Origin of the sequence: Streptomyces sp. NPDC056361 (genome assembly GCF_042262805.1) — a bacterium.
Lineage (GTDB): Bacteria > Actinomycetota > Actinomycetes > Streptomycetales > Streptomycetaceae > Streptomyces.
In genome coordinates, this window is sequence record NZ_JBHJQI010000016.1 from 70688 (window position 1) to 95426 (window position 24739).

Here is a 24739-nt window from a genome sequence, read left to right on the forward strand (position 1 = left end):
GGGGTCGAAGCGGCGTCTCACCGATCGAGTGCCGCGTCGAGGGACAACGCGGCGGTGATCAGGGCGAGGTGGGTGAAGGCTTGGGGAAAGTTGCCCAGTTGTTCGCCGGTCGGGCCGATTTCCTCGGAGAAGAGGCCGACGTGGTTGGCGTAGGTGAGCATTTTGTCGAAGGCGTAGCGGGCTTGTTCGGTGCGGCCGGCGCGGGCGAGGGCGTCGACGTAGAGGAAGCTGCAGAGGGAGAAGGTGCCTTCGGAGCCGCGTAGGCCGTCGGGGGAGGCGGCGGGGTCGTAGCGGTAGACGAGGCTGTCGGAGACGAGTTCGGCGTCCATGGCGTCGAGGGTGGAGAGCCAGCGGGGGTCGCGTGGGGCGACGAACCCGGTGATGGGCATGAGGAGGAGGGAGGCGTCGAGGACGTCGCTGCCGTAGTGCTGGACGAAGGCCTGGCGGTCGGTGGACCAGCCGTGCTCCATGACTTGGTGGAGTACGGCGTCACGGGCGGCGGTCCAGCGGGAGAGGTCGGCGGGGCGGCCGAGTTCACGGGCGATGCGTACGGCGCGGTCGAAGGCGACCCAGCACATCAGGCGGCTGTACGTGAAGTCCTGGCGGCCGCCGCGGGTCTCCCAGATGCCCTCGTCCGGACGGTCCCAGTGGCCGCACAGCCAGTCCACCGTGGCGGCGAAGCGCTGCCAGCCGTCGTAGCCGGCCAGCTGGGCCAGGTCGCGGGACTGGGCTAGGGCGTAGACGGCCTCGCCGTAGATGTCGAGCTGGAGCTGGTCGGCGGCGCCGTTGCCGGCTCGGACGGGGGCAGAGCCGCGCCAGCCCTCCAGGTGGTCGAGCACCTCCTCGCGCAGGTGCGGATCGCCGTCCACCCGGTACATGATCTGCAGCGGCTCGCCGTTGACCGTGCCACCGGCCTGCAACCGGGCGCCCAGCCAGCGGCGGAAGGCGTCCGCCTCCTCGGTGAAGCCCAGGTCGACCATGGCGCGCACCGACAGGGAGGCGTCCCGGACCCACGTATAGCGGTAGTCCCAGTTGCGTTCGCCGCCGACCTGTTCGGGAAGCCCCATGGTCGCGGCTGCCACCGGCGCGCCGGACGGGGCGTACGTGAGCAGCTTCAGCGTGATCGCCGAACGGTTGACCTGCTGCTGCCAGCGGCCCCGGTACCGGCAGCGGCTGATCCACTCGTGCCAGAACGAACGAACGTGGTCGAAGGCCGCCTGCAGGCTCACCGGGTCGGCCGGTACGGGCGGCTCCGCGCCGGGCGCGTCAAGGGTGATGACCGCGGCGGCACGCTGCCCGGCGGACAGCTCCACCGTCGCGCGGACGTCCTCCCCGTCCCGCTCCAGCTCGATCGCGCCGAGCACCTGGAGGTGCGCGGTGGCCGTCGCACCCGTGAACCGGGCGGTGGCCCCTTCGAGTACCAGCTCGTGCGCCTCCCGGCCGTAGTCGAAACGCGGCCTGCACTCCACCGCGAACCGGACCGTGCCGCGCACCACGCGCAGTACCCGCACCAGGGTGTGCCGGTCGGTCGGCACGTTCGGGTCCGCCGCGAGCGGCATGAAGTCCGCCACTTCACCGACACCGTCCGGCGTCAGGAAACGCGTGAGCAACACCGCGCTGTCCGCCAGATACAGCTGCCGCACCGTCGTCCCCGGAGCCTCCACCGTGATCGCGAAGTGGCCGCCACGCTCGTGGTCCAGCAGGCGCCCGAACACGCTCGGCGAGTCGAAACGCGGCGAGCAGAACCAATCCACCACCCCCTCGGCCGACACCAGCGCACACGTCTGCAGGTCTCCGACGAGACCGTGGTCGGCGATCGGCGGGTAGCGATGCATCGGCGTCGTCCTCGCGGGCTCGGGGCAGCAGGCAGTCCTCCACACCACCCTGCGACGGGACGCGCTTCCAAGCCACCCGAGCTAGTCCGAGCTGGTCCTAGCTGGTCCGAGCTGCTTCGAGCTGCGCCGAGCTGCCTTGAGCTGCGCCACGGACGGGACGAAGGCCCCGCCCCCGCGCGGCGACCACCGAGGGCATGAGCGGAAACCCCAGGCCGACCCCCGCCCGGATTCCGGCGACCTGGCAGGTCCACGCATTACTCTCTCCGGCCCACCGCCGCCCTGCATCCACGCCTCCTCCGCCCGCGCAGCAAGTGCGTGACGTGCAGGACATGCAGGACGCGCAGAGCACGTCAACCGTGCGGCTCGAAATCGGCAACGCGCACCGCCGCTACAACCTGCACGTCGACCTCCTGTCCGACGGTCGCGCGGCGATCGACGTCGTCATCTGCACACCCGACGGGGTGATCCTCGGCGAGCTCGCCGGAGAGGTGGACGCGTCCGATCCCGACGAGATCAGCCGCCTCCTTGCCTCCGCCCCGGTCGCCGCCGGCCGCCCTTCCCATGCGGCCTCCGCCGGCCTCCACCTCGCGCCCCACCCCGGCGACGCCGTCCCCGCTTCCCGCCCACCGGCCGAACCGGAGGAAGCCAAGGCGTACACCGTGGACGAGAAGCGGCGCCTGCATCCCAACGCGTACAAGCCCTGGGAACCAGACGACGACGATCTGCTCGCCGAGCACTGCGCCCAAGGCGTGTCCCTGGCCGAGCTGGCACAGCAGTTCGGCCGCAACGAAGGCGCCGTCGCCTCCCGCCTCCTGAAGATCCAGGCCAAGGGCCCCGCCGTCGAGGAGGCGTGGGAGTACGGGGGATAGACGGGCGGAAGGGCAGTCGGTGGTGGGGCACAGGACTGTGGGGAACAGGAGGCGGGGTAGCGCACGGCGGGCAACGCGGAGCGGGGCAGCGCACGCGCCCGAGCGTCGGCGCCTGGAGCCGCGGCCCGCTCCCGAGCGTGGTCAGTGGCCGGCAAGAGGCCGCCATGCGCCCTCCTGCGTCGGATCGATCCTGCTGCCCCGGACGAACGCCCGCAACGGGATGGGCACCCCGGGCACCGACCGTCAGAAGTCGAAGACCTGCCCCGTCGCGAGGGTGAGGTGGCAGTCGTCGTCGTAGGTGTGCTGCCAGTGGACGGCGCGGTCGTCGTACACGCCGTTCGCGGTGACGGTGATCTGGGCGGCGTCGTTCGAGCAGATGGCGGTGGTGTGCCCGGGGAGGTGGTCGAGGTCGCCGTGTGCGACGGCGAGGTCGGTGCAGGCGGATGTGTGGTGCGGGTGGCTCGGGTGCTTGGGGGTGAGGTGGGGAGCGGGGCAGTCGAGCCAGGCGAAGCGGGTGCTTTCGATGCCGTGCACGGTGCGGGTGGCCGTGAGTTGGAGGTGTGCTTCGGGGACCGGCTGGGGGGCTGGGGCCGGGGTCGGGAAGGCGGTGCCGGTGGGGAGAGCGGCGAGGAGTACGGCTCCGAGGGCGAGGGCGATCTTGTTCATGGGCGGTTCAACGGGAACGCCCTCGGGGAGGTCACTTGCGCCATAAGTGGCTTGTCCGGGAACCGTACCGACGTCGGTCGGAGCCCTGCTGAACCGCTGTTCTGCGACGGATACCGGTGTCGGGCCGAAGATCTTCAGGCGGTAGGCTCATTTCGCAACACGACGCGAAGGGGAGCCAGATGGCGCGGGTTGCGGTGGTCGGCGGGGGCATCAGCGGGCTGGGGGCGGCGCTGATGCTGGGGCGGCGGGGACATCGGGTCACGTTGTTCGAGCAGGACGGGCGGCAGGCGGGGGAGGACCTGCAGCGGGACTTCTTCCACTGGCGGAGGCCGCGGGTTCCGCAGGCTGTGCAGCCGCATTCGCTGCTGGCGCCGGTGCGTACCGTGTTGAGGGCGGAGGCTCCCGATGTCTACGAGGACGTGTTGGCGCGTGGGGCTCGGGAGTACCACGAGTTCGACTGGTTCGGGGAGCATCCGCCGCGTCGGGACGGCGATGAGGATCTGGTGACGTTGCGCACCAGGCGCCTGGTGCTGGAGGCCGCTTTGACGGCGGCGGTGGCCGGGGAGTCCGGTGTCGAGGTGCGGCGTGGGTGCCGGGTGGACGGGCTGGTGTTCGGGGAGGGTGTTCCTCCGCGGGTGACCGGCGTGAGGGCGGGGGCGGAGGCCGACCAGGCGGACCTGGTCGTCGACGCGTCCGGTCGGCGGTCGCCGGTGCCGGAGTGGCTGGTCGCGGCGGGCTGTCGTCCGCCCGTGGTGGAGAGCCACCGGGCCGGGATCGCGTATCTCTGCCGGTGGTACCGGCTGCGCGCCGACGGGCCGCGCAATCCGGGACGGGTGAAGACCGGATCGGCCGCGCCGTACGCGTTCGCCGGGGTGTTCCCGTCCGACAACGACACCTTCGCGGTGAGTCTGGTGCTGTCGACGGAGGACCCCTCGCGCGGCGCCCTCGCCGATCCGGACGTGTTCGAGGCGGTGGCCCGCCGCTTCCCCGCGACCGCCGCCTGGCTGGACCTGGACCCCGAACCGCAGTCGCCCGTCCTGGCGATGGCGGGCCTGGACAACCGCTGGACCGCACTCGCCGACGCCGAGGGGCCCGTCGTCACCGGCCTGGTCAACGCCGGCGACAGCCTGATCCACACCAACCCCACCTTCGGTCACGGCGCGGCTCTCGGTCTGCTCGCCGCCCAGCACCTCGCCGGCCACGTCGACGAGATAGCCGCGGACCCCACGCAGTACCACGCATGGACCACGCAGACGCTGCGCCCGTGGTTCGACGCGCAGATCAAGGCCGACCGAGCCGACGAACAGCGTCTCGCCGAGGGCTCGCCGCCCTCCGATCGACGGGCCGCCGCGCTGGCCGCCTGCGCCTTCGACGATCCCGTCGTCATGCGCGCCCGCGCACGGGTGCGTCATCTCCTGGAACGCTCCGACGAGGCCTACGGCACCGAGGAAGTCGACCGGCACCTCACCGCGTGGCTGGCGGCCCGCCCGGAATTCACGCCGCAGCACGACGGCCCGACGCGTGACCAGTGGGACGCGCTCATTCCCGGCTGACCACCGGCCCGGCACCAAGCCCTCGCCGGACGGTGCCCGGTGCCCGCGCCATTCCGGAACTCCTCCTCGGGCGGGCCGGGCGGCGGCCCTCGTGCCGTACGGGGGCGCGCAAGAATTGCAGCGGCATGCCGATGGGGCGAGGCTGAGAACCCACCGCTTGAACGGGAGCAGCCAGCTATGGGCAATCTGGTCGTGGTCGGGGTGGACGGCTCGGCAATGGGTCTCGCCGCCGTCGAGGAAGCCGCCGCGGCGGCGGTCCGGCGCGGCGCGGCACTCCGCGTGGTGCACGCCGAAGTGCCGATCAAGCCCAGGCACGTGGTGCCGGACCCGGCTTCCCGGACCCTCGTCCACGAAGCGGCCGCCCATGCCCTCGCCGTGGCGCCCGGCGTCGCCGTCACCACGACCGTGGTCACGGGCGACGTGGTGCACGTCCTGGAGGTCGAGTCACAGGACGCCGACCTGATCGTCGTGGGTTCCCGGGGCATGGGGGGCATCGCCGGCCTCCTCCTCGGGTCCACACCCGTGTCCTTGGCCGCCCGCAGCCACTGCCCCGTGATGACCGTCCGCGAAGCACATCGGGACTCCGCCGACACCGGCCCCGTCGTCCTCGGGGTCGACGGCTCCCGGGACAGCGACGAGGCCGTCAGCGTCGCCTTCGCCGAAGCCGCGCTGCGCCGGGCCGAACTCGTGGCCGTCCACGCATGGCAGCCGGACAAGGCCCCGGCCGGCGCGACCCCCGAGTCCGCGGAACGCATGCTGGCCCAGGTGATCGCCGGCCGCGCCGACACCCATCCGGACGTCACCGTCCGACGCGATCTGGTCGGCGGCACCGAGCGTGAGGTTCTGCTCGAAGCGAGCGAGGCGGCCCAGCTCCTGGTCGTCGGCGCCCGGGGCCGCAGCGGCCTCGCCGGACTGCTCCTGGGCTCGGTCAGCCAGGCGGTGATGACGCACGCGCACTGCCCTGTCATCACGGTGCGCAGGCAGACCTGAGCGCCGCGGGAGGGATGCGAGGGACTGATGGTCGGCGGGACGGCGTGACCGACCGCAGGAGGTCAGCCGATGCGCTTCCAGGTCTGGCAGCCGGACGTCTGGAACGCCTCGTCGGTGCCGCGGATGGTGACGGTGGCCTGGCCCTTGCCGGACCCGTTGGCGATGATCTCGTCGATGTCGCCTGAGGTGCCCTTGAGACGGGCCCGGTAGCAGTTCGGCAGGGTCGGGTCGGCGGGCCCGGCGCTGCGGTAGGTCCCGGGCCGGACCTCCTGCCCCACGAGGAAGGTGCCGTCGCCGGGGATCTCCTGAGCGGCCGCCTTCGTGTTGCCGGTCGTCTTGCCGGCCGCCGGAGACGTCGTACGTGCCGGGGGCGGGGAATCCGTCGCGGTCCCCGTCCCCGTCCCCGTCTCCGTCTCCGTCTCCGTCTCCGTCTCCGTCGCCGTCGCCGTCGTGGCCGGGGCCCGATTGTCCCCACTGGGGTCCTGGGGGCGGCCCCGTCGGCGTGCTGCGGTCGCTCATGGGTTCAGGGTGCGGTCGGGCGGGACCGGCCGCACCCTGGGTGTCCCGAGAACGGCTCGTGGAGGCGCCCACGCGGCCGGTCCGGACCGTGGGCACAGGTCACTCCTGCGGGTGAGCCGGGGCGGTCGAAACGGGGGCGCGCGAGGTGTCGGGTGCGCGAGTCGGGGTGGGGTACGCCCTCTCGTGCTGTCAGGCGCCGTTGGGGCGTGACCGGTCGCGGGCAGGCTCGTCGGGGACCCGACGGAAAGGCCGACTGTGGCAAGTGAGTTCCAGCGCGACAAGCTGCTGAACATGTTCCGGGCGTTCGACGCCGACGGCAACGGCTACCTGGACCAGCGCGACTTCCAGGCCCTCGCGGAGCGCTGGAGGGGCCTGCCCCGGGTGCGGCCGGACTCCGAACTGGCCGCACGTGTGGACACGGTCATGCTGGGCTGGTGGGACCTCCTCGCGGCCCACGTGGACACGAACAAGGACGGCAGGGTCGACCTGGACGAGATCCTCGCCATGGTCGATCTGCTGCCCACCATGAGGGAGGTCGTCGCCGCGACCGCCGCGACCGTCTTCGACGCCGTCGACGAGAACGGCGACGGCCGCATCTCCCCGGCCGAGCACCGGCGGCTGGTCGACACGTGGCACGGCGAGAGCGTCGACGTCGCCGACGTCTTCGACCACCTCGACCAGGACGGGGACGGCTACCTCAGCCGCCCCGAGTTCACGGAACTGTGGATCCAGTTCTGGACCAGCGACGACCCGGCCGAACCGGGCAACCAACTGTGCGGCCCCGTCCCGACCCGCACCTGACGGCCGTACCGCCTCCACATGGCGCTCCACCGCCACGCGCCGGACTCGTCCCGGCCGGGTTGCACCGGAGCGCGACCCGCACGGTCGCGGTGACCGATGCGGGGCGCGCTGCGCTGCGCTGTGGGCACGGCTCGCCCTCTCCGGTGAGGTGTGCGTCGGTCGGTCCGGTGCCGAGGGCCGGAGTCAGCCGGCCCGACCGCAGCGCTCGGTGTCGATCTCGGCGAGGGTGGCCTCGTTGTAGCGGGGGCCGTGGACGGTCGAGGAGCCGAGGAGACGGCCCGCCGCGTGGAGGACTTCGTCGAGGACGTCGTCGGGGACGGCGGTGTCGAGTGTGGCGAGGTTCTCGCGGAGGTGGGACACCGATCGGGTCCCGGGGATGGCGACGACGTGGGGGCCCTGGGAGAGGACCCAGGCGAGGGCCAGTCGGGGAAGGGAGAGGCCGGCGTCCTCGGCGAGCTGCTCCAGTTCGTGCCGGATGAGGAGGTTGGCGGGGTAGTGGTGGTCGTCGAAGCGGGGCATGCCGCGTCGGATGTCGTGGGCGGGCAGGACGCCGAGGTCGGGAGGGGCGGAGGTGAGGAAGCCGCGGGCGAGGGGGCTGAAGGCGACCAGGGCGACGCCGAGTTCGCGGGCGGTGGAGAGGGTGCCCTGTTCGGGGTTGCGCGACCAGAGGCTGTACTCGTTCTGCAGCGCGGCGATCGGGTGCACCGCGTGGGCGCGGCGGAGCGTCCGGGCGGACACCTCGGACAGGCCGAGGGCGCGCACCTTGCCGGCCGTGACGAGCTCGGCCATCGCGCCGACGCTCTCCTCGACGGGGACCGCCCGGTCGAGGCGGTGCAGGTAGTAGAGGTCGATGACGTCGGTGCGCAGCCGGGACAGGGCCTCGTCGGCGGTGCGGCGGATGGTGTCGGGCCGGCCGTCGATGACGCGGCGGCCGTCGACGCCGGTCATGCCGCACTTGCTGGCCAGCACGACGCGGTCGCGGTGGGCGGCGAGGACGCGGCCGACCAGTCGCTCGTTGGCGCCGAAGCCGTACAGCGCGGCCGTGTCGAAGTGGGTGACGCCCTCCTCCAGCGCCGTCCGGAGGAGGTGCTCGGCGGCCTCCGGCGTCGGAGGGACGCCGTAGGCGTGGCTGAGGTTCATGCAGCCCAGGCCGATCGCCGGGACCTCGAAGGGCCCGATCCGGCGCGGCGTACGGTCCGGTCGGGCCGGCGGGGGCGTACTCACGGGCGCGGGGCGGCGGTCAGCTGGGCCTCGAGGGCCGCCAGGGTGCGGTAGCAGGGGAGCACCTGGGCGATCGAGGAGTTCGGCTCGCGGCCCTCGCGGATCGCCGCGACGAACTCGCGGTCCTGGAGCTCGATGCCGTCCGTCGAGACGTCGACGCCGCTGACGTCGATGGGCTCCTCCTTGCCGGTGAACAGGTCGTCGTAGCGGGCGATGTAGGTGCCGGTGTCGCCGATGTACCGGAAGAAGGTGCCGAGCGGGCCGTCGTTGTTGAACGACAGCGACAGGGTGCACAGGGCGCCGCTCTCCGTGCGCAGCTGGATCGACATGTCCATCGCGATGCCGAGCTCGGGGTGGATCGGGCCCTGGATCGCGTTGGCCTGCACGATGGGGGAGCCGGTCTGGTACGCGAACAGGTCGACGGTGTGCGCGGCGTGGTGCCACAGGAGGTGGTCGGTCCACGAGCGCGGCCGGCCGAGCGCGTTGAGGTTGGTGCGGCGGAAGAAGTACGTCTGGACGTCCATCTGCTGGATGCCGTACTCGCCGGCCTGGATCCGGCGCCGCACCCACTGGTGGCTCGGGTTGAAGCGGCGCGTGTGGCCGACCATCGCGACGAGCCCGGTGCGCTCCTGGGCGGCCTGGCAGGCCTCGGCGTCGGCGAGGGAGTCGGCCAGCGGGATCTCGACCTGGACGTGCTTGCCCGCGTCGAGGCAGGCAAGGGTCTGCTCGGCGTGCATCTGGGTGGGGGTGGCGAGGACGACGGCGTCGATGTCGTCCATCGCGAGCACCTCGTCCAGGGACGCCACGCCGCGGCCGACGCCCTGCTCCGCCGCGAACTTCCGGGCCCGGTCGAGGGAGCTGCTCACGACGGCGGCGACCTCGACGCCGTCGATGCGCCGCAGTGCGGCCGCGTGCTTCGCGCCGAAGGCGCCGCCGCCGGCCAGGGCGACCCGCAGGGTTCGGTCGTGGGTCATGTCAGTTCACTCCTTCGGCGGGCTCCTGGGCCCGCGGGTGGTTCTCGAGGATCAGGTGGCCGACGGCCGTGTTGGACGCGGGCACATGGTAGAAGCGGTGCTTGACCTCGACCCGTCCGGAGTCGTCCACGTCGCTCATCGCCCCGCGGGCGATCAGCCACATGACCAGCTCGATGCCCTCGGAGCCGGCCTCCTCGACGTACTCCAGGTGCGGCACCCGCGACAGCCCGGCCGGGTCGTCGACGAGCCGGTCGAGGAAGGCGTTGTCCCACTCCCGGTTGATCAGGCCGGCACGCGGGCCCTGCAGCTGGTGGCTCATGCCGCCGGTGCCCCACACCTGGACCTTCAGCGGCCGGTCGTACGACTCGATCGCCCGGCGCAGCGCCTGACCGAGCGCGAAGCACCGGGCGCCCGACGGCACCGGGTACTGCACCACGTTGACGTGGAACGGGATCACCTTGCACGGCCACTTCTCGACGTCGCCGAACATCAGCGACAGCGGGACGGTGAGGCCGTGGTCGACGGTCATCTCGTTGGCGAGCGTGAGGTCGAAGTCGTCCCGGATGAGGGAGTGCGCGATGTGCGCGGCCAGGTCGGGGTCGCCCTCGATGCCGGGGACGGGGCGGGGCCCGTACCCCTCGTCGGCGGTCGGGTAGGCCGCGCCCGTACCGAGCACGAACGTCGGTATCAGCGACAGGTCGAACGAGGAGGCGTGGTCGTTGTAGACCAGGAAGATCACATCGGGGGTGTTCTCCTTCTCCCATTCCTTGGAGAAGTCGTAGCCCTCGAAGAGCGGCTTCCAGTACGGCTCGTCGGTCTTGTCGTGGTCCATCGCCGCGCCGATGGCCGGCACGTGCGACGTGAACACGGCACCGGTGATCACGGCGTGCTCGGCCGGCGGCCTCGGGTCCGCGTGAGCCGCGTCGAGGACGGCGTGGTCGATCCTGTTCCCCTCGACGGACCGGCCGCCGCCGACCATCATGGCGCGGTACTCCTGCTCGGTCATCCCGGTCATCGAGCCGGCCATCTGCTGGAAGGAGAACCCCAGCGTCGCACCCCACTTGGCGAGGAAGTAGATGTTGCCGCCCTCGCGCATCGCCGCGTTGAGATCGCGGTCGAGCAGCGCCTGCTTCTGCTCCTCCCGCAGCGGCCACGCGTCCAGGTAGGCGCGCTCGTCGGCGAGGTAGGCCGCACGGTTCTCCGCCGTCATCAGCGACATGCAGAACTGGTTGAGGTGGTACCCCTTGGCGGACTGCTCGGCGTCGAAGACCGTCGTCCCCGGCACCAGCTTGTAGGTCTTGTCCAGCGACATGCCGGAACTCCAATCGAGACGGGGTCAGTCGGCGTCGGGCCAGTACAGGCGCGTCGGGTTGTCGACGAGCAGCCTGCGCCGGAGCTCCGGCGTCGGCGCGATGTGCGGGACGAAGTCGACGAGCAGCCCGTCGTCCGGCATGTGGCCGGTGAGGTTGGGGTGCGGCCAGTCGGTACCCCACAGCACCCGGTCGGGAAACTCCTCGACCACGCGCCGGGCGAACGGGACGACGTCGCCGTACGCGCTCCGCTCACCGTCGAGGGCCGGCGGACCGCTCACCGAGAGGCGCTCCGGACACGTCACCTTGCACCAGATGTCCGGCCTGGCCCGCATGAAGTTCAGGAACGTCTCGAACTCCGGGCCGTGCGGGTCCTTCGCGACGTCGGGCCGGCCCATGTGGTCGACGACCAGCGGGACCGGGATCGACAGGAGGAAGTCCCGCAGGTCGGCCAGGTCCGCCGCCTCGAAGTAGACGACGACGTGCCACCCGTACGGGGCGATCCGCTCCACCACGTCCAGCAGGTCCTGCCGCGGCGCCGCGTCGACGAGCCGCTTGACGAAGTTGAACCGCACCCCGCGCACACCGGCCTCGTGCAGCTCCCGCACCTGCGCGTCGGTGACGTCGGGCCGCAGTGTCGCCACGCCCCGCGCCAGGCCGCCGGAGGCCCGCAGGGCATCGACCATCGCGGTGTTGTCGGCGCCGTGGCAGGTCGCCTGCACCACCACGTTGCGGGCGAAGCCGAGGTGGTCGCGGAGCGCGAAGAGCTGCTCCTTGGACGCGTCGCACGGCGTGTACTTCCGCTCGGGCGCGTACGGGAACTCGGCGCCGGGCCCGAAGACGTGGCAGTGCGCGTCGACGGCGCCGTCGGGGAGCCGGAACCGGGGCCGGCTCGGACCGGCGTACCAGTCCAGCCAGCCGGGGGTCTTCTCGAAGCCCGCCGAGTGGGGGGTGTTCGTGACACCCGTCCGGCCTGGGGCCTTCGCGGAAACCGCCGCACCGGGAGTCGTCTCGGCGCCCGTCGACTCGGGAGCCTGCTCGGAACTCGTCGACTCGGGGGCCTGCTCGGAACTCGTCGTCATCGTCAGTCCTCGTACCGCAGTCCGAGCTCGGCCAGCGGGCCGCGCATCCCGTACACGTCCAGGCCGAGGGTGCCCGCGCGGAACTGCGCGCGCTTGCCCTCCTCCTTGGCCTCGCGCGCGGCCGACGCGGCGGCCACCTCGGCGGCCCGTTCGCGCGGGACCACGACGACGCCGTCGGCGTCCGCGACGACCACGTCACCGGGGCGCACGAGGGCGTTGCCGCAGACCACGGGGACGTTGACGGAGCCGAGGGTGGCCTTGACCGTGCCCCTGGCGTTGACCGCGCGGGAGAAGACGGGGAAGTCCATTCCCTCCAGGTCGGCGACGTCGCGGACACCGCCGTCGATGACCAGGCCCCGGCAGCCGCGGGCGCGGAACGAGGTGGCGAGCAGTTCGCCGAAGAAGCCGTCCTCGCTCTCGGTCGTGCAGGCCGCGACGACGACGTCCCCGTCCTGGATCTGCTCGGCGGCGACGTGGAGCATCCAGTTGTCGCCGGGCTGGAGCAGTACGGTCACGGCCGTGCCGCACATCCGGGCCTTGGGGTAGACCGGGCGCAGGTAGGGGCGCATGAGGCCGACCCGGCCCATGGCCTCGTGGATCGTCGCGACGCCGAACTTCGACAGCGCGGCGACGGCCTCGGGGTCGGCGCGGTCGGTCCTGGTGTGGACGACGCCGAGCTCGGTGTGTTCCATTCGGGCTCCTCCTGTGGTTCAGCGGCCGGCCGCGGCGAGGCGGGCGGCGAGTCGGGGATAGACGCGCAGGGCGTTGCCGGAGTACACGGCGGCACGTTCCTCGTCCGTCAGGTGCGCGGTGGCGTCGACGTACCGCTTCGTGTCGTCGAAGTGGTGGCCGGTGCGCGGGTCGACGTCCCGGACCGCGCCGATCATCTCGCTGGCGAACAGCACGGACCGGCTGGGGATCACCTGCGTCAGCAGGTCGATGCCGGGCTGGTGGTAGACGCAGGTGTCGAAGAAGACGTTGTCGAGCAGCTTCTCCGGGTCCGGCTTGCCGAGCGCCATCGCCAGCCCGCGGAACCGGCCCCAGTGGTACGGCACCGCGCCGCCGCCGTGCGGGATCACGAACCGCAGCGTCGGGAAGTCGGCGAACAGGTCGCCCTGGACCAGCTGCATGAACGCCGTGGTGTCGGCGTTGAGGTAGTGGGCGCCGGTGGTGTGGAAGGCCGGATTGCACGAGGTGCTGACATGGATCATGGCGGGGATGTCGTACTCCACCATCGCCTCGTACACCGGGTACCAGCTGCGGTCGGTCAGCGGCGGCGCCGTCCAACTGCCGCCCGACGGATCGGGGTTCAGGTTGATCGTCACCGCGCCCAGCTCCTCGACCGCCCGGCGCAGCTCGGGCAGACAGGTCGCCGGGTCGACGCCGGGGGACTGCGGCAGCATCGCCCCCATGGCGAAGCGGTCGGGGTAGAGCGTGCTGACGCGGTGCACCAGGTCGTTGCAGATCCGGGCCCAGGTCGAGGAGACCTGGAAGTCGCCGATGTGGTGGGCCATGAAGCTGGCCCGCGGCGAGAAGATCGTCAGATCGCTGCCCCGCTCGTCCATCAGCCGCAGCTGATTGCCCTCGATCGCCTCGCGCAGGTCGTCGTCACCGATGACGAGATCGTCGGGATCGGGCGCGTCCTCGGGGTGACCGACGGCCGCCACCTGCCGGTCACGCCAATGCGCCAACTGGGGCGGCGCGGTGGTGAAGTGACCGTGGCAGTCGATGATCATGGGGTGTCTCCTGGGGGCGTCGGGCCGGGGTCTGGTCTGGTTCGGCTCTGGTTCGGGTCTGGTTGAGACTCGCACTCGCACTCGCACTCGAAGTCGCACTCGCACTCAGGATCGGAGTCGGAGTCGGAGTCGGACTTCGAGTCGCGTTCTCGCGCGTCAGGCCCGGGAGTTGACGGGCCAGCCGGTGTACTGCTCCGCGAGATAGGCGCGTCCGGCGCGCGTGCCCACCACGTTGTCGAGTTCGCCGAACTGGCGCCGCAGGTCGAACGACGAGGCGCCGGGGGCCGTGTGCAGCAGCTGGGTCATCCAGTGCGAGAAGTTCTGTGACCGCCAGACCCGCCGCAGTGCACGCGGCTGGTACTCGTCCAGGGCGGTGTCGTCCGCGCCGCCGAGCGCCCGAAGGAGCACGTCGGCCAGGACCTTGACGTCGTGCAGGGCGAGGTTGAGCCCGCGGGCACCGGTCGGCGGCACGGTGTGAGCGGCGTCGCCGGCGAGCGCCAACGAGCCCCAGCGCATGGGCTCCTGAACGAACGACCGGAAGCGCAGCACCGACTTCTCGAGGATCGGGCCCTCCTTGAGCCGGAAACCGTCCTCGCCGGCCACGCGGGCCTGGAGCGTCTCCCAGATCCGGTCGTCCGGCCAGGCGTCGACGGACTCGTCGGGGGAGCACTGGAAGTACATCCGCTGCACGCTCTCCGTGCGCTGGCTGATCAGGGCGAACCCGTGCTCGGAGTGGGCGTAGACCAGCTCGGGCGCGCTCGCCGGGGCCTCGGCCATGATGCCGAACCAAGCGAAGGGGTAGTCCTTGCCGTACCGCGTCCGCCGGTCCTCGGGCACCAGGTTGCGGCACATGCTGCGCGACCCGTCCGCACCGACCACGTACCGTGCGCGGATCTCGTGCCGGGACCCGTCGGGCGCGGTGTAGCGGACGCGGGGAGCGGCGGTCGTGACGTCGAGGACCTCGGTGTCCGTGACGCCGAAGTGGACCGTGCCGCCGTCGCGGTCCCGCGCGTTCGCCAGGTCGACGAACACGTCGGTCTGCGGGTAGAGCCACACCGACTCGCCCACAAGGGCCTTGAAGTCGATGCGGTGCGGCCGTCCGCCGAAGCGGAGTTCGGTGCCCTCGTGCTCGTGGCCCTCGCGCAGGATCCGGTCGGACACGCCGGTCTCGACCAGGTCCCGTGCCGCGTCGGCCTCCAGGATGCCCGCCCGCTGCGTCGTCTCGATCTCATGGCGGGTACGGGTGTCGACCACGATCGTGTCGACACCGGCGCGCCCCAACCGGTGCGCGAGCATCAGGCCCGCCGGGCCGGCGCCGATGACAGCGACGGGGACCGAGGCAACGGTGTCGACGGCGGCTTCGGCCATGGCATCTCCTGAGCGACGGTGAACGTTTCGAACACGACGAACGTTGACACCCAGGACCGCGACCGGTCGCCTCCGTTTCCGTCAGGCGGAAGCCCGGCCGGATCTCGGCAGCCGTCCCGCACCTCAGCCGGTCGTGCGCGTACGCCGTCCCAGCTCGTCGGAGATGCCCTGCGCGGCCCTCAGCAGCGGCTCCCGCAGCCTGCGCGCGCGGCTCGCTCCCTGCGCGGTGATCACGATCCCCAGCGAGGCACTGACCGGACCGGTCCGGCCGATCCGCACCGGCGTGGCCACGGCGACCGTGCTCTCCGAGAGCTGCCGGTCGCTGATGAAGACCTGCTCCCGGCGGATCCGGTCCAACTGCGCGCGCAGCGCCTTCGGGTCGACGACGGTGTACGGGGTCCAGGCACGCATCGGCGCGTCGAGGACCTCCTCCTGGATCTCCCGCGGCGCATGCGCGAGCAGCACGCGGCCCATCCCGGTGGAGGCGACGGGGAAGCGGGTCCCGACCATGGTCAGGAGTTCCACCGACCGGTGCCCGGCGATCCGCTCGACGAACACGAGCTCCGTCCCCTCGCGCACCGCGAGCTGCACGTTCTCGTGGGTCACCTCGTACAGGTCCTGCATGAACGGCAGCGCCACGTCCCGCAGGATCTGGGTGCGCGGACATCCCGAGGCGATTTCCCAGAGGCGCAGCCCGACGTGCCACGACCCGTCCTCGCCGCGCTCCAGCGCACCCCAACCCGCCAGCTCCGCCACCACCCTGTGCGTGGTGCTCAGGGCGAGACCCGTACGCTGAGCGACTTCCGACAGAGTCTGCGAGGGATGCTCACGGTCGAAGGCCGAGAGGACCTTGAGGACTTTGCCTGCCGCCGAGATCTGGGTTGCGCTCACGCCGCCAGTCTCGCAGAACGGCGCCGAGCGGCCCGCCCGCCCGCCGTTCCCCCCTGCCGCACACCAAGGAGGCCATGTGAACCGAGAGATCACCGGACTGTCCTCGATGGCGACCCGGCCGATCCTGGCCGAGCTGTCCGACCACCTCCGGCACGCCCACGGCATTCCCGTACGGTTCGACGCCGCGGGTGGCGTCGAGGTCGCACGGCGCGTACGCGAGGGCGCCGGGGCCGACCTCCTCGTACTCGCCGACGGAGCTTTGGCCGCCCTGGAGAAGGAGGGGCACCTCGTGCCGGGCACCGTACGCCCGCTCTGGATCTCCCAGGTCGTCGCCGCCGTACCGGAGGGAACCCCGGTCCCCGCGCTCGCCTCCGCATCCGACCTGCGGGCCGCCCTCCTCTCCGCGAGGAACATCGCCTACTCCACCGGCCCCAGCGGCACGGCACTCGTCGACCTCATCCACCGGCTCGACCTCACCGACACCCTCGGCGACCGCCTCGTCCAGGCTCCGCCCGGCGTACCCGCCGGCACCCTCCTGTCGTCCGGCCGGGCCGACCTGGCCTTCCAGCAGCACAGTGAACTCATGGACCTGCCGGGCATCGTCGTCATCGGTCCCCTCCCGGGCGACACGGCGATCACCTCGCTCTTCAGCGCGGGCGTGCTCGTGTCCTCCACCCAGCCGGCCCGCGCCCGCGAAGTCCTCGACCTCCTCGCCTCCGACACGGCGACGCGCACCGCCCGTGCCCGGGGCATGCGGGCACCCGGGGACGCGTGACCCGAACCGGTGGACGGTCCGCACCGGCCGGCCGGGCGGTGTCGGGGGAACGGGCTCCTCAGTCAGGGCCGCTCCAGTCGAACGGGAAGTACTTGCTCGACTTCCCGGTGCGCTCCCAGGAGAAGCCGAACGCGTCGGCCCGGTCGACGGTGGCCCGCCCCCACGTGGCGACCTGGCCCGGCCCGACCTCGGCGCCCGGAGCGTTGAGGACCTGGACGCGCGCGCCGTCCGGAGTGGTCGGCCCGGTGAGCGCCTCGGCCGCCGCCGTGACACGGCCCGGGATCTCGGCGCGCCAGGTGCCGAGATCCTCGTCGATCTCCACGTGGATCGGGACGACGTCCATGCCCCGCATCTCGGGATGGAACATCGCCCCGAACTCCGCCGGCCACCCGCCCGCCTCACCACCGAACACGGCCCCGAGCGCCGCCCGCTGCCGCTCGTCGGCACGCTCGTCCAGGAAGACCGCGGCATACGGCTCGGTGTGCGTGCCGGCCCACGGGTTGCCCTCGAACGACCCCAGCATCAGCACGTTCAGATCGTCCAGCCGTACGTCCCCGAAGTTGCCCTCCCGGATGTGCCAGACCAGTACACCTTCGCAGTCCCCGTACGTCGGAGGCTGCGCGAACGTGCACGGGCAGGGAATCGCGCACTTGCACACGTCGAACCAGTCGCCGGCCAGATGCCAGCGCGTACCGGTGGCGGTCTGCTGCGTCATCTCGATTCCTCCAGCCGAGCCGAAGAAGCTCACTCGGAGTGACGAGACCGCGCGTCCGGAGCCCGCTCCCGGGATCGGACGAACGGTCTCCCCTCCAGCTTGCACCTCACGGCACGTACGGGGAACCGCCTCGGCCAGTGGATCGCCACGGCCGCCTCGGGCGCGGGAGACCGCCATGATCGTTCCGGGCGCGGGATCACCCCGGCCGGGGGAGATCACCCCGGCCGAGCCGGCCGCGGACATCACCCGGCCGAGCCGGCCGCGGACATCACATGCCGTCCATGGACGGCACCGCCTCCTGCAGCCCCGGCAGCATCCAGTCCTGGAACGGCGCCAGCACCGCCAGCACGAGGAAGGCGACGCCCACCACACCGCTGAGCAGCACGCCCCTGGACCACAGCTTCTCCACGAAGATCACCAACGCCAGAGCGGCCATCGCCGCCACGTTCATCACCCCGAGCGGAACGAACACGACCATCAGCCCGGCGCAGCAGCCGACGCAGTACGCACCGTGATGGACCCCCACCCGAAAGTCGCGGGCCGGGCGCCGGAAACCGGCGTAGCGCACCAGATGGCCCAGCGGGTCACGGCAATGCCGCAGGCAGACGTTCTTGAGCGGCCCGAGTTGGTACAACCCCGCCAGCAGGAAGGCGACCGACCCGATCCACCGCCCGGCGGTGGGATGGTCCTCCACCAGACCGCCGGTCAGGGCCAGCGCCGCGTACGCGAGCAGCCCGAACGCGGTCCACACCAGCAGGTACCCGCCCACGAACCCGACGGTACGGGCGGCCCTGATCCAGCCGGACGACTGCCGACCGATCCCCCGAACCCACGTGAGGGCCACCGGCGCCATCGACGGCAGCATCATCGCCGCCATCATCGTCACCCACAGCAACAGGAACAGCGGCAGCGCCATCCCCATCGTCCCGGGCTCGACCCCCATGCCCCGCGCCTGCCCGATCGTCAGCACCCACGCCGGCACCGCGATCAGCACGACGACCACCCAGGCGACCGCCAGTTCCCGCGCCGACAGCAACCCCCCACCGACTCCGGTCGGGGCGGCCGGCCGGGCGGATACGAACGCGGAAATCCGGCTGCGCAGCATCGGCGTGCCTTCCAGCGGCTCCTTCCAGAACAGCACAGGCCGACTTGCGACGCGAACGGAGCAGCCCGCGACGCGAACCGACGCGAACTGCCACGCCGAGCCGCTGTGACCTCTGCCGAACCGACGCGCCACGCCGACCCTATGTGACCTGCGCCGACCCGACCCGATGTGACCTGTGCCGACCCGACCCGACCGCGCGCTGGTCGAACACGGTCTCCGACTACGGGGTCTCCTCGTCCCGCACGTGGACCGGGCCGTCCTTCACAGTGGACTGATCACCGATCGTCCGGGACGCCTCCACGTCACCGTGGGCGGTGGTGGGCGAATCGATCAGGGACGATCCGTCCGTCACCGTGACTGTCACCCCTGCTCCACGGGTGGCACTGGCGGCGCTTCCTTCGGCCCGCGAGTTTCCTGTGACGTGCTCTTCGTACCGCGTGCGGCCGGTCGGCTGCGGCGCGGGGGCGGGGGTGTGGGAGCGGCTCCCGTACTCAAGGGCGATGATGCCGAGCACGCACACTGCCAGGCCGCTCACCAGCGGCCAGGTGATGCTCTGCGTCAGGGCGGTGGCGACGGCTCCGACCACGGCCCCGGCCACGGTGGACAGGCCGGCTCGTGCGGCGGGTCCGAGACGTGTCATCTGCGCTCCCCGTTTTCTGTGGACAGGCGGGTGTTCGCTCCTCTGCCGCCAAGATAGAGGGGGTAGAGGCCGGGTCGGAAGCCGCGAACACCTTTGCGGGGCAGCTCAGTTGACGTCGAAGGGGCGGGATGGGCACGTACGGGGATCCGCATGTGGGGACGTTCACCGATCGTGTGGAGGCTCTCGCGGCCGTCGAGGACCTGGCCCGCGGGCACTCGGGGTTGCGGGCCCTGGTCGTCTGGGGCGTCTCCGGGCAGGGGAAGACGACGCTGCTGTCCCATGTGCACGCCACCGGGTGGGCCGGGGCGAAGTACGGGCTGGCCCAGCTGAGCTTCCTGATCGATCCGACCGTGGCCGCCGGCGGGCACGGGCAGGGCCCCGACCTGGCGCGCGCTTTGCTGGAGGCCGTCGCGGAGGCCGTCACCGAGTTGTGCCCGGCCGAGGTGCGCCGGACGCTCATGCGGGACTACCGGGCCGAACAGGCGGATGCCCAGGCCCAGTGGCAGATCCGCATCGAGGTGTCGGCGGCACACGGCAGCAGCATCAGCAACAGCCCCGTCACGGCAGGCGGTCCGTCGCCGGCCATGTGGCACGCCCTGTACCGACAGGCGCTGGTCGAGGGGCTTGCCGACCTCGCCGAGGGCGCCGCCGCGTACCCCGGCATCGTGCTGATCGATACCAGTGAGCTGCTGCGTCTCGCGGACGAGGGTGCCCGACGGGATCCGGACGCGGGAGCCCCGGCGGCCGATCTGGACACCTGGTTCACCGCCACCGTGCTGAAGCGCCTGGTCGCCGCGCACCCCGGGCTGCGCTTCGTGGTGGCTGGCCGTGAGCCACTGGACCTGCCCGTGCGGCACGCCCGGGTCGAGCTCACGGAGTGGCGGCAGGACGACACGGCGTTCTTCCTCGACGCCCGAGGCGTCCCAGGTGACCTGAGCGCCGCCGTGCACACGGCGTGCGGCGGCACGCCGGTGTGGACGGCCATGACCGCGGACCTCATCCTGCGGGCCCGCCGGTCGGCACAGCCGATCACCGCCGACTGGCTCCGCGCGGCAGCCGCCGGGCAGCCCGCGGCCGGCTGGCTGCCCGCCAAGTACCTGGAGCGACTGTCCGACGACGACCAGCACCGACTGCTGCTGGCAGCCGTGCCCCGCACGCTCACCCATGAACTGTGGCGCGACGTCTGCACGGACATCGACTGCACCGACAGCGACTTCCGCCGCCTCCGGCGGCACTCGTTCGTCCAGCAGACGCCCTCGGGAAGACTCCAGCTCCATCCTCTGGTGCGCTCGGCCATCACCGCCTACCTCCACACCCAGTACCCGAAGCGATGGCGAGCGGCCCACCGCGCGGCAGCCGCCCACTTCGAGGCCGCGGGCTCACCCGCCGAGGTCGCCTACCACCGGTTCGCCGCCTCCGGCAGCGACAGCCGCGAACTCACCGTGTGGTGGCAGGCGCAGGTCACAGCGGCCCTCGACGGCTATCGGCTGGACGAGGCCAACCTGCTCATCGACGCGGTGCGCGAGGCCGCCCGCGCACCCCTGCCACCTCTCCTGCGCGCCCACACCACCTACTTCCGAGGACGCGTGGAGTACTTCGCGGACCGCTACCCGGCAGCCGGGCACCTGCTGGACCAGGCGCTGCTGCTGTACCAGGACCTGGGCGACCCGCGCGGTCAGGCCGACGCCCTGCGGTCCCTCGGCAACCTGGCACGCATCCGCACCGACGACGCGACGGCCGGACGCCTGCTGGACCTGGCGCTCGGGCTGTACCGCGACCTGGACGACCGCCACGGCCAGGCCCACATCCTCCGGTCCCTCGGCGACCTGGCGCGCGTACGCGGCGACGACGCGCAGGCCGGACCCCTGCTCGACGAGGCGCTCGTGCTGTACCGGGAGCTGGACGACCGGCGCGGCCAGGCCCATGTCCTCCGGTCCCTGGGCAACGTGGCACGCGTACGCGACGACGACACGGCGGCCGAGCGGCTGCTGAACGAGGCACTGGGCTTGTACCGGGATCTGGAGGACCGGCGCGGGCAGGCGCACATCCTGTGGTCCCTGGCCAACTTGGCACGGATGCGCGACGACGACGCCCCGGCCAGGCGCCTCCTGGAGCAGGCGCTCGGGCTGTACCGGGACCTTGAGGACCGGCGCGGCCAGGCCCACACCCTCTTCTCCCTCGGCGACGTGGCGCGCGTGCGTGACGACGACGCGGAAGCCGGGCGCCTTCTGGAGCAGGCGTCGGGGTTGTACGGGGACTTGCAGGATCGGCGCGGTCAGGCCCACACCCTGTTCTCCCTGGGCAACTTGGCACGGTCACGCGGCGACGACGCGGAGGCCGGGAGCCTTCTGGAGCAGGCGCTCGGGCTGTACCGGGACCTTGAGGACCGGCGTGGTCAGGCCCACGTCCTGTGTTCGCTCGGCGACCTGGCGCGGGTGTGCGGCGACGGCGCGGCAGCCGAGCCGCTGCTGGAAGAGGCGTTGGGGCTGTATCGGGACCTTGAGGACCTGCGCGGTCAGGCCGACACCCTGCGCGCGCTCGGCAATCTGGCACAGCTCCACGACGACCACGCGGAGGCCGTACGCCTCCTGGAGCAGGCACTCGTCCTGCACCGGGACCTGAACGACCGGCGCGGCCAAGCCGATACCCTGCGCTCCCTCGGCAACCTGGCACAGCTGCACGGCGACCCCGCGGCGGCCGAGAGGCTCCTGGACCAGGCGCTGGAGTTGTACCGGGAGCTTGACGACCGGCGCGGCCAGGCCCACGTCCTGTGGTCCCTGGGCCACCTGGCGCAGCTCCGTGACGGCGGTGACACGGCGGCCGGGCACCTGCTGGAGCAGGCCCTGGGCTTGTACCGGGACCTGAACGACCGGCGCGGTCAGGCCGACATCCTGTGGTCGCTCGGCGACCTCGCCCGGGCGCGTGGCGACGACGCGGCGGCCGGGCGGCTGCTGAATCAGGCGCTGGGGCTGGCGCTGGCGGTGCTACCGGAATCCCACGGCCTGGTGACCTGGATCCGACAGTCGCTCGGCGAGCTGCCGTGACGGGGACGAGCGGGGGACGTTCACGAACCTCCTCCCGCCCCGAACCGGGGCCTGGCTCTTCGCTCGGCCTCTAAGGGCGCCATTCCTCACGGTAATCCGGATGCTCCGCATAGGACTGCGCGAGCGCGCGGAGCGCATGGGCGAGCCCGGCGAAGCGCGGGTCTGCGGGGTCCATGGCCTCGCAGTCCCGCGCGAGCATGTCGATCAGGTCGAGCATCGCCAGGTGACTGTCGAGGAGGGCCTCGCCACCGAAGCGGTAGGCCACCTCGGCGTAGGCGTGGTTGTCTGCCTCGTACCGGGCGTGAATGAACTTCAGGAGGTCGTCCATGGGGTGATCATCGCGTGCTGATGAGAGAGCCGGGAAGCCCCGCTTTCCCTGTCGGCGCACGGCCCGGACGAGGGTGCTCGCGAGAGGTGGTGCGGCTCGGTGGGCAGGAGGCACGGTCTAGCCGCGCATCGCGGCCAGTCTCGTTTCCGCCCTGCTCAGGAGCGTGTCCAGGACGACCGGGTAGGCGCTGTCGTTCATGCGGTCGGCCAGCAGGTGTGCGGTGGCTGCGATGTGAGGGTGGGTCTCGGTGGGCAGGCGGGCGTAGGTGGAGGTCCACATGTCCTCGTCGGCCGCTCTGACCTCGTCCTTGATGGCCAGGGCGCCCGCGTCGAGGGCGGCGAAGGCCAGGGCCAGGTCGATGAAGGCGTGGTAGACGCCGACGGCGTCGGTGTCGTCGAAGCCGGCGGTGCGAAGGATGCCGAGGATGGTCTCGTCGACGTCGATCTCGCGCGGGCGGCCGGTGACGCGGCTGGCGGTCAGCAGGGCGGCCTGGGGGTGGGCGAGGTACGAGGCGTGGATGGCCAGGCCCAGGGAACGGAGGTCGGCACGCCAGGCCCCGGTGGCCGTCCAGCTGTCGAGGGCGCGGCCCATCAGTTCCTCGCCGATGGCCCTGGTGAGCCCGTCGAGGCCGGCGAAGTACCGGTAGACGGTGCTGGGGTCGGCGCCGAGAGCGGCGCCGAGCCGGCGGGCGCTCAGTCCGGCGGTGCCGTGCTCGCGCAGCATCCGCAGCGCCGTCTGCACGATCAGCTTCTCCGACAGTACGACCCCCTGTCGTGTGGGCCTCCGCCTGCGCCGTTCCGCTTCCGGAACCACCTTCTTCGGCATCGCGTCCGCCGCCTCTCCTCGCTTATGCCAACGGCGTAGACCTTAACGCGGGCCATCGTGTTCCATCGGGGCGTCCCCAGGCGCTCGCCGGGACCGACTCGACGAAGGGGTGTGTGACATGCGTGTACTTCTGGTGGGTGCGGGCGGCGTCGGAACCGCCGTCACCCGTATCGCGGCCCGCCGTGACTTTCTGACGTGCATGGTCGTCGCCGACTACGACCTGTCCCGCGCGGAGGCCGCCGTGGCAGCACTCGGCGACGCGGGGGACCGCTTCAGGGCCCGCCGCCTGGACGCCTCCGACGAGGAGGCGGTGCGCCGCGTCCTCGCCGAGGAGAACTGCGACGTCCTGCTGAACGCGACCGACCCCCGTTTCGTGATGCCGCTGTTCGACAGCGCCCTCGCCGCCGGCGTGCACTACGTCGACATGGCGATGTCGCTGTCCGTCCCGCACCCGACCGCACCGTACGAGCAGTGCGGGGTCAAGCTCGGCGACGAGCAGTTCGCCCGGTCCGAGGCCTGGGAGCGCGCCGACCGCCTCGCCCTCGTCGGCATGGGCGTGGAGCCAGGACTCTCGGACGTCTTCGCCCGGTACGCCGCCGACGAACTCTTCGACGAGATCGACGAACTCGGCGTCCGCGACGGCGCGAACCTCACCGTCGAAGGCTACGACTTCGCGCCGTCCTTCAGCATCTGGACCACCATCGAGGAGTGCCTCAACCCGCCTGTCGTCTACGAGAAGGACCGCGGCTGGTTCACCACGGCCCCCTTCAGCGAACCCGAGGTCTTCGACTTCCCCGAGGGCATCGGCCCCGTGGAATGCGTGAACGTCGAGCACGAGGAAGTCCTCCTCATGCCCCGCTGGCTCGACGCCCGCCGCGTCACCTTCAAGTACGGCCTCGGCGACGACTTCATCGCCAAGCTCAAGACCCTCCACGAGCTGGGCCTCGACTCGACGACGAAGGTCACCGTCCCCGGCCCCGACGGCCCCGTCGCCGTCTCCCCGCGCGACGTCGTCGCCGCCTGCCTCCCCGACCCCGCCACCCTCGGCGACCGCATGAAGGGCAAGACCTGCGCGGGCACCTGGGTCAAGGGCACCAAGAACGGATCCCCGCGCGAGACCTACCTCTACCACGTCGTCGACAACGAATGGACGATGCGCGAGTACGGCTCCCAAGCCGTCGTCTGGCAGACCGCCGTCAACCCCGTGATCGCCCTTGAGCTGATCGCCGACGGCACCTGGAAGGCGAGCGGCGTCCTCGGCCCCGAGGCCCTCCCGCCCCGCCCCTTCCTCGACCTCCTCGGCGCCTACGGTGCCCTGTGGGGCCGGCGCGAGGAGATCTGACCCACTTGGCTCGCCGGCACACCAGCCTGCTGGCCCACCAGACGGCCGGTCAGCCGGTCAGCCGATCAGCCGGCCGGCCCGTCAGCCGGCTTGGCGTCTGCCCGTGGTACCCCGGCCGGGGACCCGCCGCCGACCTCGGCGACGGGTCCC

23 protein-coding genes are annotated in these 24739 nt (G+C 71.9%); 7 read left to right on the forward strand and 16 right to left on the reverse strand.

All coding sequences use genetic code 11. The annotated features are described in order from the left end of the window. Positions 1-17: 17 nt before the first annotated feature. Positions 18-1835 carry a glycoside hydrolase family 15 protein gene (locus tag ACFCY7_RS07935; RefSeq protein WP_376482328.1) on the reverse strand — a complete coding sequence of 606 codons (1818 nt, stop codon included), beginning with the start codon at positions 1833-1835 and terminating at the stop codon, positions 18-20. Between the two features lie 320 nt (positions 1836-2155). Between ACFCY7_RS07935 and ACFCY7_RS07940 the strand changes: the two genes are divergently transcribed. After that, on the forward strand, positions 2156-2704 hold the full coding sequence (locus tag ACFCY7_RS07940; protein ID WP_376482330.1) for a hypothetical protein: 549 nt from the start codon (positions 2156-2158) through the stop codon (positions 2702-2704). Between the two features lie 243 nt (positions 2705-2947). Here ACFCY7_RS07940 and ACFCY7_RS07945 read toward each other — a convergent pair whose 3' ends face one another. Further along, entirely contained in the window at positions 2948-3370 is a 423-nt protein-coding gene (locus tag ACFCY7_RS07945) for an SSI family serine proteinase inhibitor (RefSeq protein WP_376482331.1), read from the reverse strand. Positions 3371-3549: 179 nt separating this feature from the next. On the opposite strand from ACFCY7_RS07945, the gene ACFCY7_RS07950 reads away from it, so the two are divergent. Together ACFCY7_RS07950 and ACFCY7_RS07955 are read left to right on the forward strand one after the other, a co-directional pair. Further along, positions 3550-4923, forward strand: a complete 1374-nt coding sequence (locus ACFCY7_RS07950; RefSeq protein WP_376482333.1) for an FAD-dependent oxidoreductase — start codon at positions 3550-3552, stop codon at positions 4921-4923. Positions 4924-5100: 177 nt separating this feature from the next. Next, positions 5101-5913: a universal stress protein gene (locus ACFCY7_RS07955; RefSeq protein ID WP_376482335.1), complete on the forward strand. Its 813-nt coding sequence runs from the start codon at positions 5101-5103 to the stop codon at positions 5911-5913. Positions 5914-5975: 62 nt separating this feature from the next. Here the strand turns inward: ACFCY7_RS07955 and ACFCY7_RS07960 are convergent, their stop codons facing one another. Beyond that, positions 5976-6191: a hypothetical protein gene (locus ACFCY7_RS07960; protein ID WP_376482337.1), complete on the reverse strand. Its 216-nt coding sequence runs from the start codon at positions 6189-6191 to the stop codon at positions 5976-5978. Between the two features lie 496 nt (positions 6192-6687). On the opposite strand from ACFCY7_RS07960, the gene ACFCY7_RS07965 reads away from it, so the two are divergent. Beyond that, positions 6688-7233 carry an EF-hand domain-containing protein gene (locus ACFCY7_RS07965; RefSeq protein WP_376482339.1) on the forward strand — a complete coding sequence of 182 codons (546 nt, stop codon included), beginning with the start codon at positions 6688-6690 and terminating at the stop codon, positions 7231-7233. 183 nt (positions 7234-7416) lie between these two features. Here the strand turns inward: ACFCY7_RS07965 and ACFCY7_RS07970 are convergent, their stop codons facing one another. From ACFCY7_RS07970 to ACFCY7_RS08005, 8 genes are all read right to left on the reverse strand, one after another. After that, positions 7417-8457 carry an aldo/keto reductase gene (locus ACFCY7_RS07970; RefSeq protein ID WP_376482341.1) on the reverse strand — a complete coding sequence of 347 codons (1041 nt, stop codon included), beginning with the start codon at positions 8455-8457 and terminating at the stop codon, positions 7417-7419. Then, entirely contained in the window at positions 8454-9428 is a 975-nt protein-coding gene (locus ACFCY7_RS07975; RefSeq protein ID WP_376482343.1) for a Gfo/Idh/MocA family oxidoreductase, read from the reverse strand. Before ACFCY7_RS07975 ends, ACFCY7_RS07970 begins: the two co-directional genes overlap by 4 nt. Position 9429: 1 nt before the next feature. Next, positions 9430-10740 (reverse strand): protocatechuate 4,5-dioxygenase subunit alpha, encoded by a 1311-nt coding sequence (gene ligA, locus ACFCY7_RS07980; protein WP_376482344.1) that lies wholly within the window; start codon positions 10738-10740, stop codon positions 9430-9432. 24 nt (positions 10741-10764) lie between these two features. Continuing rightward, a complete protein-coding gene (locus ACFCY7_RS07985; protein ID WP_376482346.1) occupies positions 10765-11820 on the reverse strand; it encodes an amidohydrolase family protein in 1056 nt (351 codons plus the stop codon). 2 nt (positions 11821-11822) lie between these two features. Further along, the gene (ligK, locus tag ACFCY7_RS07990; RefSeq protein WP_376482347.1) at positions 11823-12512 is read right to left on the reverse strand and encodes a 4-carboxy-4-hydroxy-2-oxoadipate aldolase/oxaloacetate decarboxylase; all 690 of its coding nucleotides are present in this window, start codon (positions 12510-12512) and stop codon (positions 11823-11825) included. Between the two features lie 18 nt (positions 12513-12530). Continuing rightward, on the reverse strand, positions 12531-13556 hold the full coding sequence (locus tag ACFCY7_RS07995) for an amidohydrolase family protein (RefSeq protein ID WP_376482348.1): 1026 nt from the start codon (positions 13554-13556) through the stop codon (positions 12531-12533). Positions 13557-13712: 156 nt separating this feature from the next. Beyond that, positions 13713-14924, reverse strand: coding sequence for a 4-hydroxybenzoate 3-monooxygenase (locus ACFCY7_RS08000; protein WP_376482350.1), 1212 nt, complete (start codon positions 14922-14924; stop codon positions 13713-13715). A 123-nt stretch (positions 14925-15047) separates the two neighbouring features. Further along, the gene (locus ACFCY7_RS08005) at positions 15048-15815 is read right to left on the reverse strand and encodes an IclR family transcriptional regulator (RefSeq protein ID WP_376482352.1); all 768 of its coding nucleotides are present in this window, start codon (positions 15813-15815) and stop codon (positions 15048-15050) included. A gap of 76 nt (positions 15816-15891) precedes the next feature. On the opposite strand from ACFCY7_RS08005, the gene ACFCY7_RS08010 reads away from it, so the two are divergent. Then, positions 15892-16590, forward strand: coding sequence for a substrate-binding domain-containing protein (locus tag ACFCY7_RS08010; RefSeq protein ID WP_376482354.1), 699 nt, complete (start codon positions 15892-15894; stop codon positions 16588-16590). A 58-nt stretch (positions 16591-16648) separates the two neighbouring features. On the opposite strand, the gene ACFCY7_RS08015 is transcribed toward ACFCY7_RS08010, so the two are convergent. The 3 genes from ACFCY7_RS08015 to ACFCY7_RS08025 all read right to left on the reverse strand — a co-directional run bounded on the left by ACFCY7_RS08015 (position 16649) and on the right by ACFCY7_RS08025 (position 19050). Beyond that, entirely contained in the window at positions 16649-17305 is a 657-nt protein-coding gene (locus tag ACFCY7_RS08015) for a DUF1326 domain-containing protein (RefSeq protein ID WP_376482356.1), read from the reverse strand. A 268-nt stretch (positions 17306-17573) separates the two neighbouring features. Then, positions 17574-18410 carry a DUF2182 domain-containing protein gene (locus ACFCY7_RS08020; protein ID WP_376482378.1) on the reverse strand — a complete coding sequence of 279 codons (837 nt, stop codon included), beginning with the start codon at positions 18408-18410 and terminating at the stop codon, positions 17574-17576. Between the two features lie 220 nt (positions 18411-18630). Further along, positions 18631-19050, reverse strand: a complete 420-nt coding sequence (locus ACFCY7_RS08025; protein ID WP_376482358.1) for a hypothetical protein — start codon at positions 19048-19050, stop codon at positions 18631-18633. A 173-nt stretch (positions 19051-19223) separates the two neighbouring features. Here ACFCY7_RS08025 and ACFCY7_RS08030 point away from each other — a divergent pair, with 173 nt between their 5' ends. Then, the gene (locus ACFCY7_RS08030) at positions 19224-22094 is read left to right on the forward strand and encodes a tetratricopeptide repeat protein (protein ID WP_376482360.1); all 2871 of its coding nucleotides are present in this window, start codon (positions 19224-19226) and stop codon (positions 22092-22094) included. 70 nt (positions 22095-22164) lie between these two features. Here the strand turns inward: ACFCY7_RS08030 and ACFCY7_RS08035 are convergent, their stop codons facing one another. Together ACFCY7_RS08035 and ACFCY7_RS08040 are read right to left on the reverse strand one after the other, a co-directional pair. Then, complete coding sequence (locus tag ACFCY7_RS08035) at positions 22165-22422, reverse strand: DUF6221 family protein (RefSeq protein ID WP_376482361.1); 258 nt, start codon at positions 22420-22422, stop codon at positions 22165-22167. A gap of 117 nt (positions 22423-22539) precedes the next feature. Then, positions 22540-23247, reverse strand: a complete 708-nt coding sequence (locus ACFCY7_RS08040; protein WP_376482363.1) for a TetR/AcrR family transcriptional regulator — start codon at positions 23245-23247, stop codon at positions 22540-22542. A 118-nt stretch (positions 23248-23365) separates the two neighbouring features. On the opposite strand from ACFCY7_RS08040, the gene ACFCY7_RS08045 reads away from it, so the two are divergent. Continuing rightward, on the forward strand, positions 23366-24589 hold the full coding sequence (locus ACFCY7_RS08045) for a saccharopine dehydrogenase family protein (RefSeq protein WP_376482365.1): 1224 nt from the start codon (positions 23366-23368) through the stop codon (positions 24587-24589). Positions 24590-24739: the final 150 nt, after the last annotated feature.

Excerpts from the sequence above, each read along its gene's own strand:
- ACFCY7_RS07935 (WP_376482328.1), bottom strand. The coding sequence starts at position 1,835 with ATGCATCGCTACCCGCCGATCGCCGACCACGGTCTCGTCGGAGACCTG.
- ACFCY7_RS07945 (WP_376482331.1), bottom strand. The coding sequence starts at position 3,370 with ATGAACAAGATCGCCCTCGCCCTCGGAGCCGTACTCCTCGCCGCTCTC.
- ACFCY7_RS07950 (WP_376482333.1), top strand. The coding sequence starts at position 3,550 with ATGGCGCGGGTTGCGGTGGTCGGCGGGGGCATCAGCGGGCTGGGGGCG.
- ACFCY7_RS07955 (WP_376482335.1), top strand. The coding sequence starts at position 5,101 with ATGGGCAATCTGGTCGTGGTCGGGGTGGACGGCTCGGCAATGGGTCTC.
- ACFCY7_RS07975 (WP_376482343.1), bottom strand. The coding sequence starts at position 9,428 with ATGACCCACGACCGAACCCTGCGGGTCGCCCTGGCCGGCGGCGGCGCC.
- ligA (WP_376482344.1), bottom strand. The coding sequence starts at position 10,740 with ATGTCGCTGGACAAGACCTACAAGCTGGTGCCGGGGACGACGGTCTTC.
- ACFCY7_RS07985 (WP_376482346.1), bottom strand. The coding sequence starts at position 11,820 with ATGACGACGAGTTCCGAGCAGGCCCCCGAGTCGACGAGTTCCGAGCAG.
- ligK (WP_376482347.1), bottom strand. The coding sequence starts at position 12,512 with ATGGAACACACCGAGCTCGGCGTCGTCCACACCAGGACCGACCGCGCC.
- ACFCY7_RS07995 (WP_376482348.1), bottom strand. The coding sequence starts at position 13,556 with ATGATCATCGACTGCCACGGTCACTTCACCACCGCGCCGCCCCAGTTG.
- ACFCY7_RS08000 (WP_376482350.1), bottom strand. The coding sequence starts at position 14,924 with ATGGCCGAAGCCGCCGTCGACACCGTTGCCTCGGTCCCCGTCGCTGTC.
- ACFCY7_RS08015 (WP_376482356.1), bottom strand. The coding sequence starts at position 17,305 with ATGACGCAGCAGACCGCCACCGGTACGCGCTGGCATCTGGCCGGCGAC.
- ACFCY7_RS08020 (WP_376482378.1), bottom strand. The coding sequence starts at position 18,410 with ATGCTGCGCAGCCGGATTTCCGCGTTCGTATCCGCCCGGCCGGCCGCC.
- ACFCY7_RS08025 (WP_376482358.1), bottom strand. The coding sequence starts at position 19,050 with ATGACACGTCTCGGACCCGCCGCACGAGCCGGCCTGTCCACCGTGGCC.
- ACFCY7_RS08035 (WP_376482361.1), bottom strand. The coding sequence starts at position 22,422 with ATGGACGACCTCCTGAAGTTCATTCACGCCCGGTACGAGGCAGACAAC.
- ACFCY7_RS08040 (WP_376482363.1), bottom strand. The coding sequence starts at position 23,247 with ATGCCGAAGAAGGTGGTTCCGGAAGCGGAACGGCGCAGGCGGAGGCCC.
- ACFCY7_RS08045 (WP_376482365.1), top strand. The coding sequence starts at position 23,366 with ATGCGTGTACTTCTGGTGGGTGCGGGCGGCGTCGGAACCGCCGTCACC.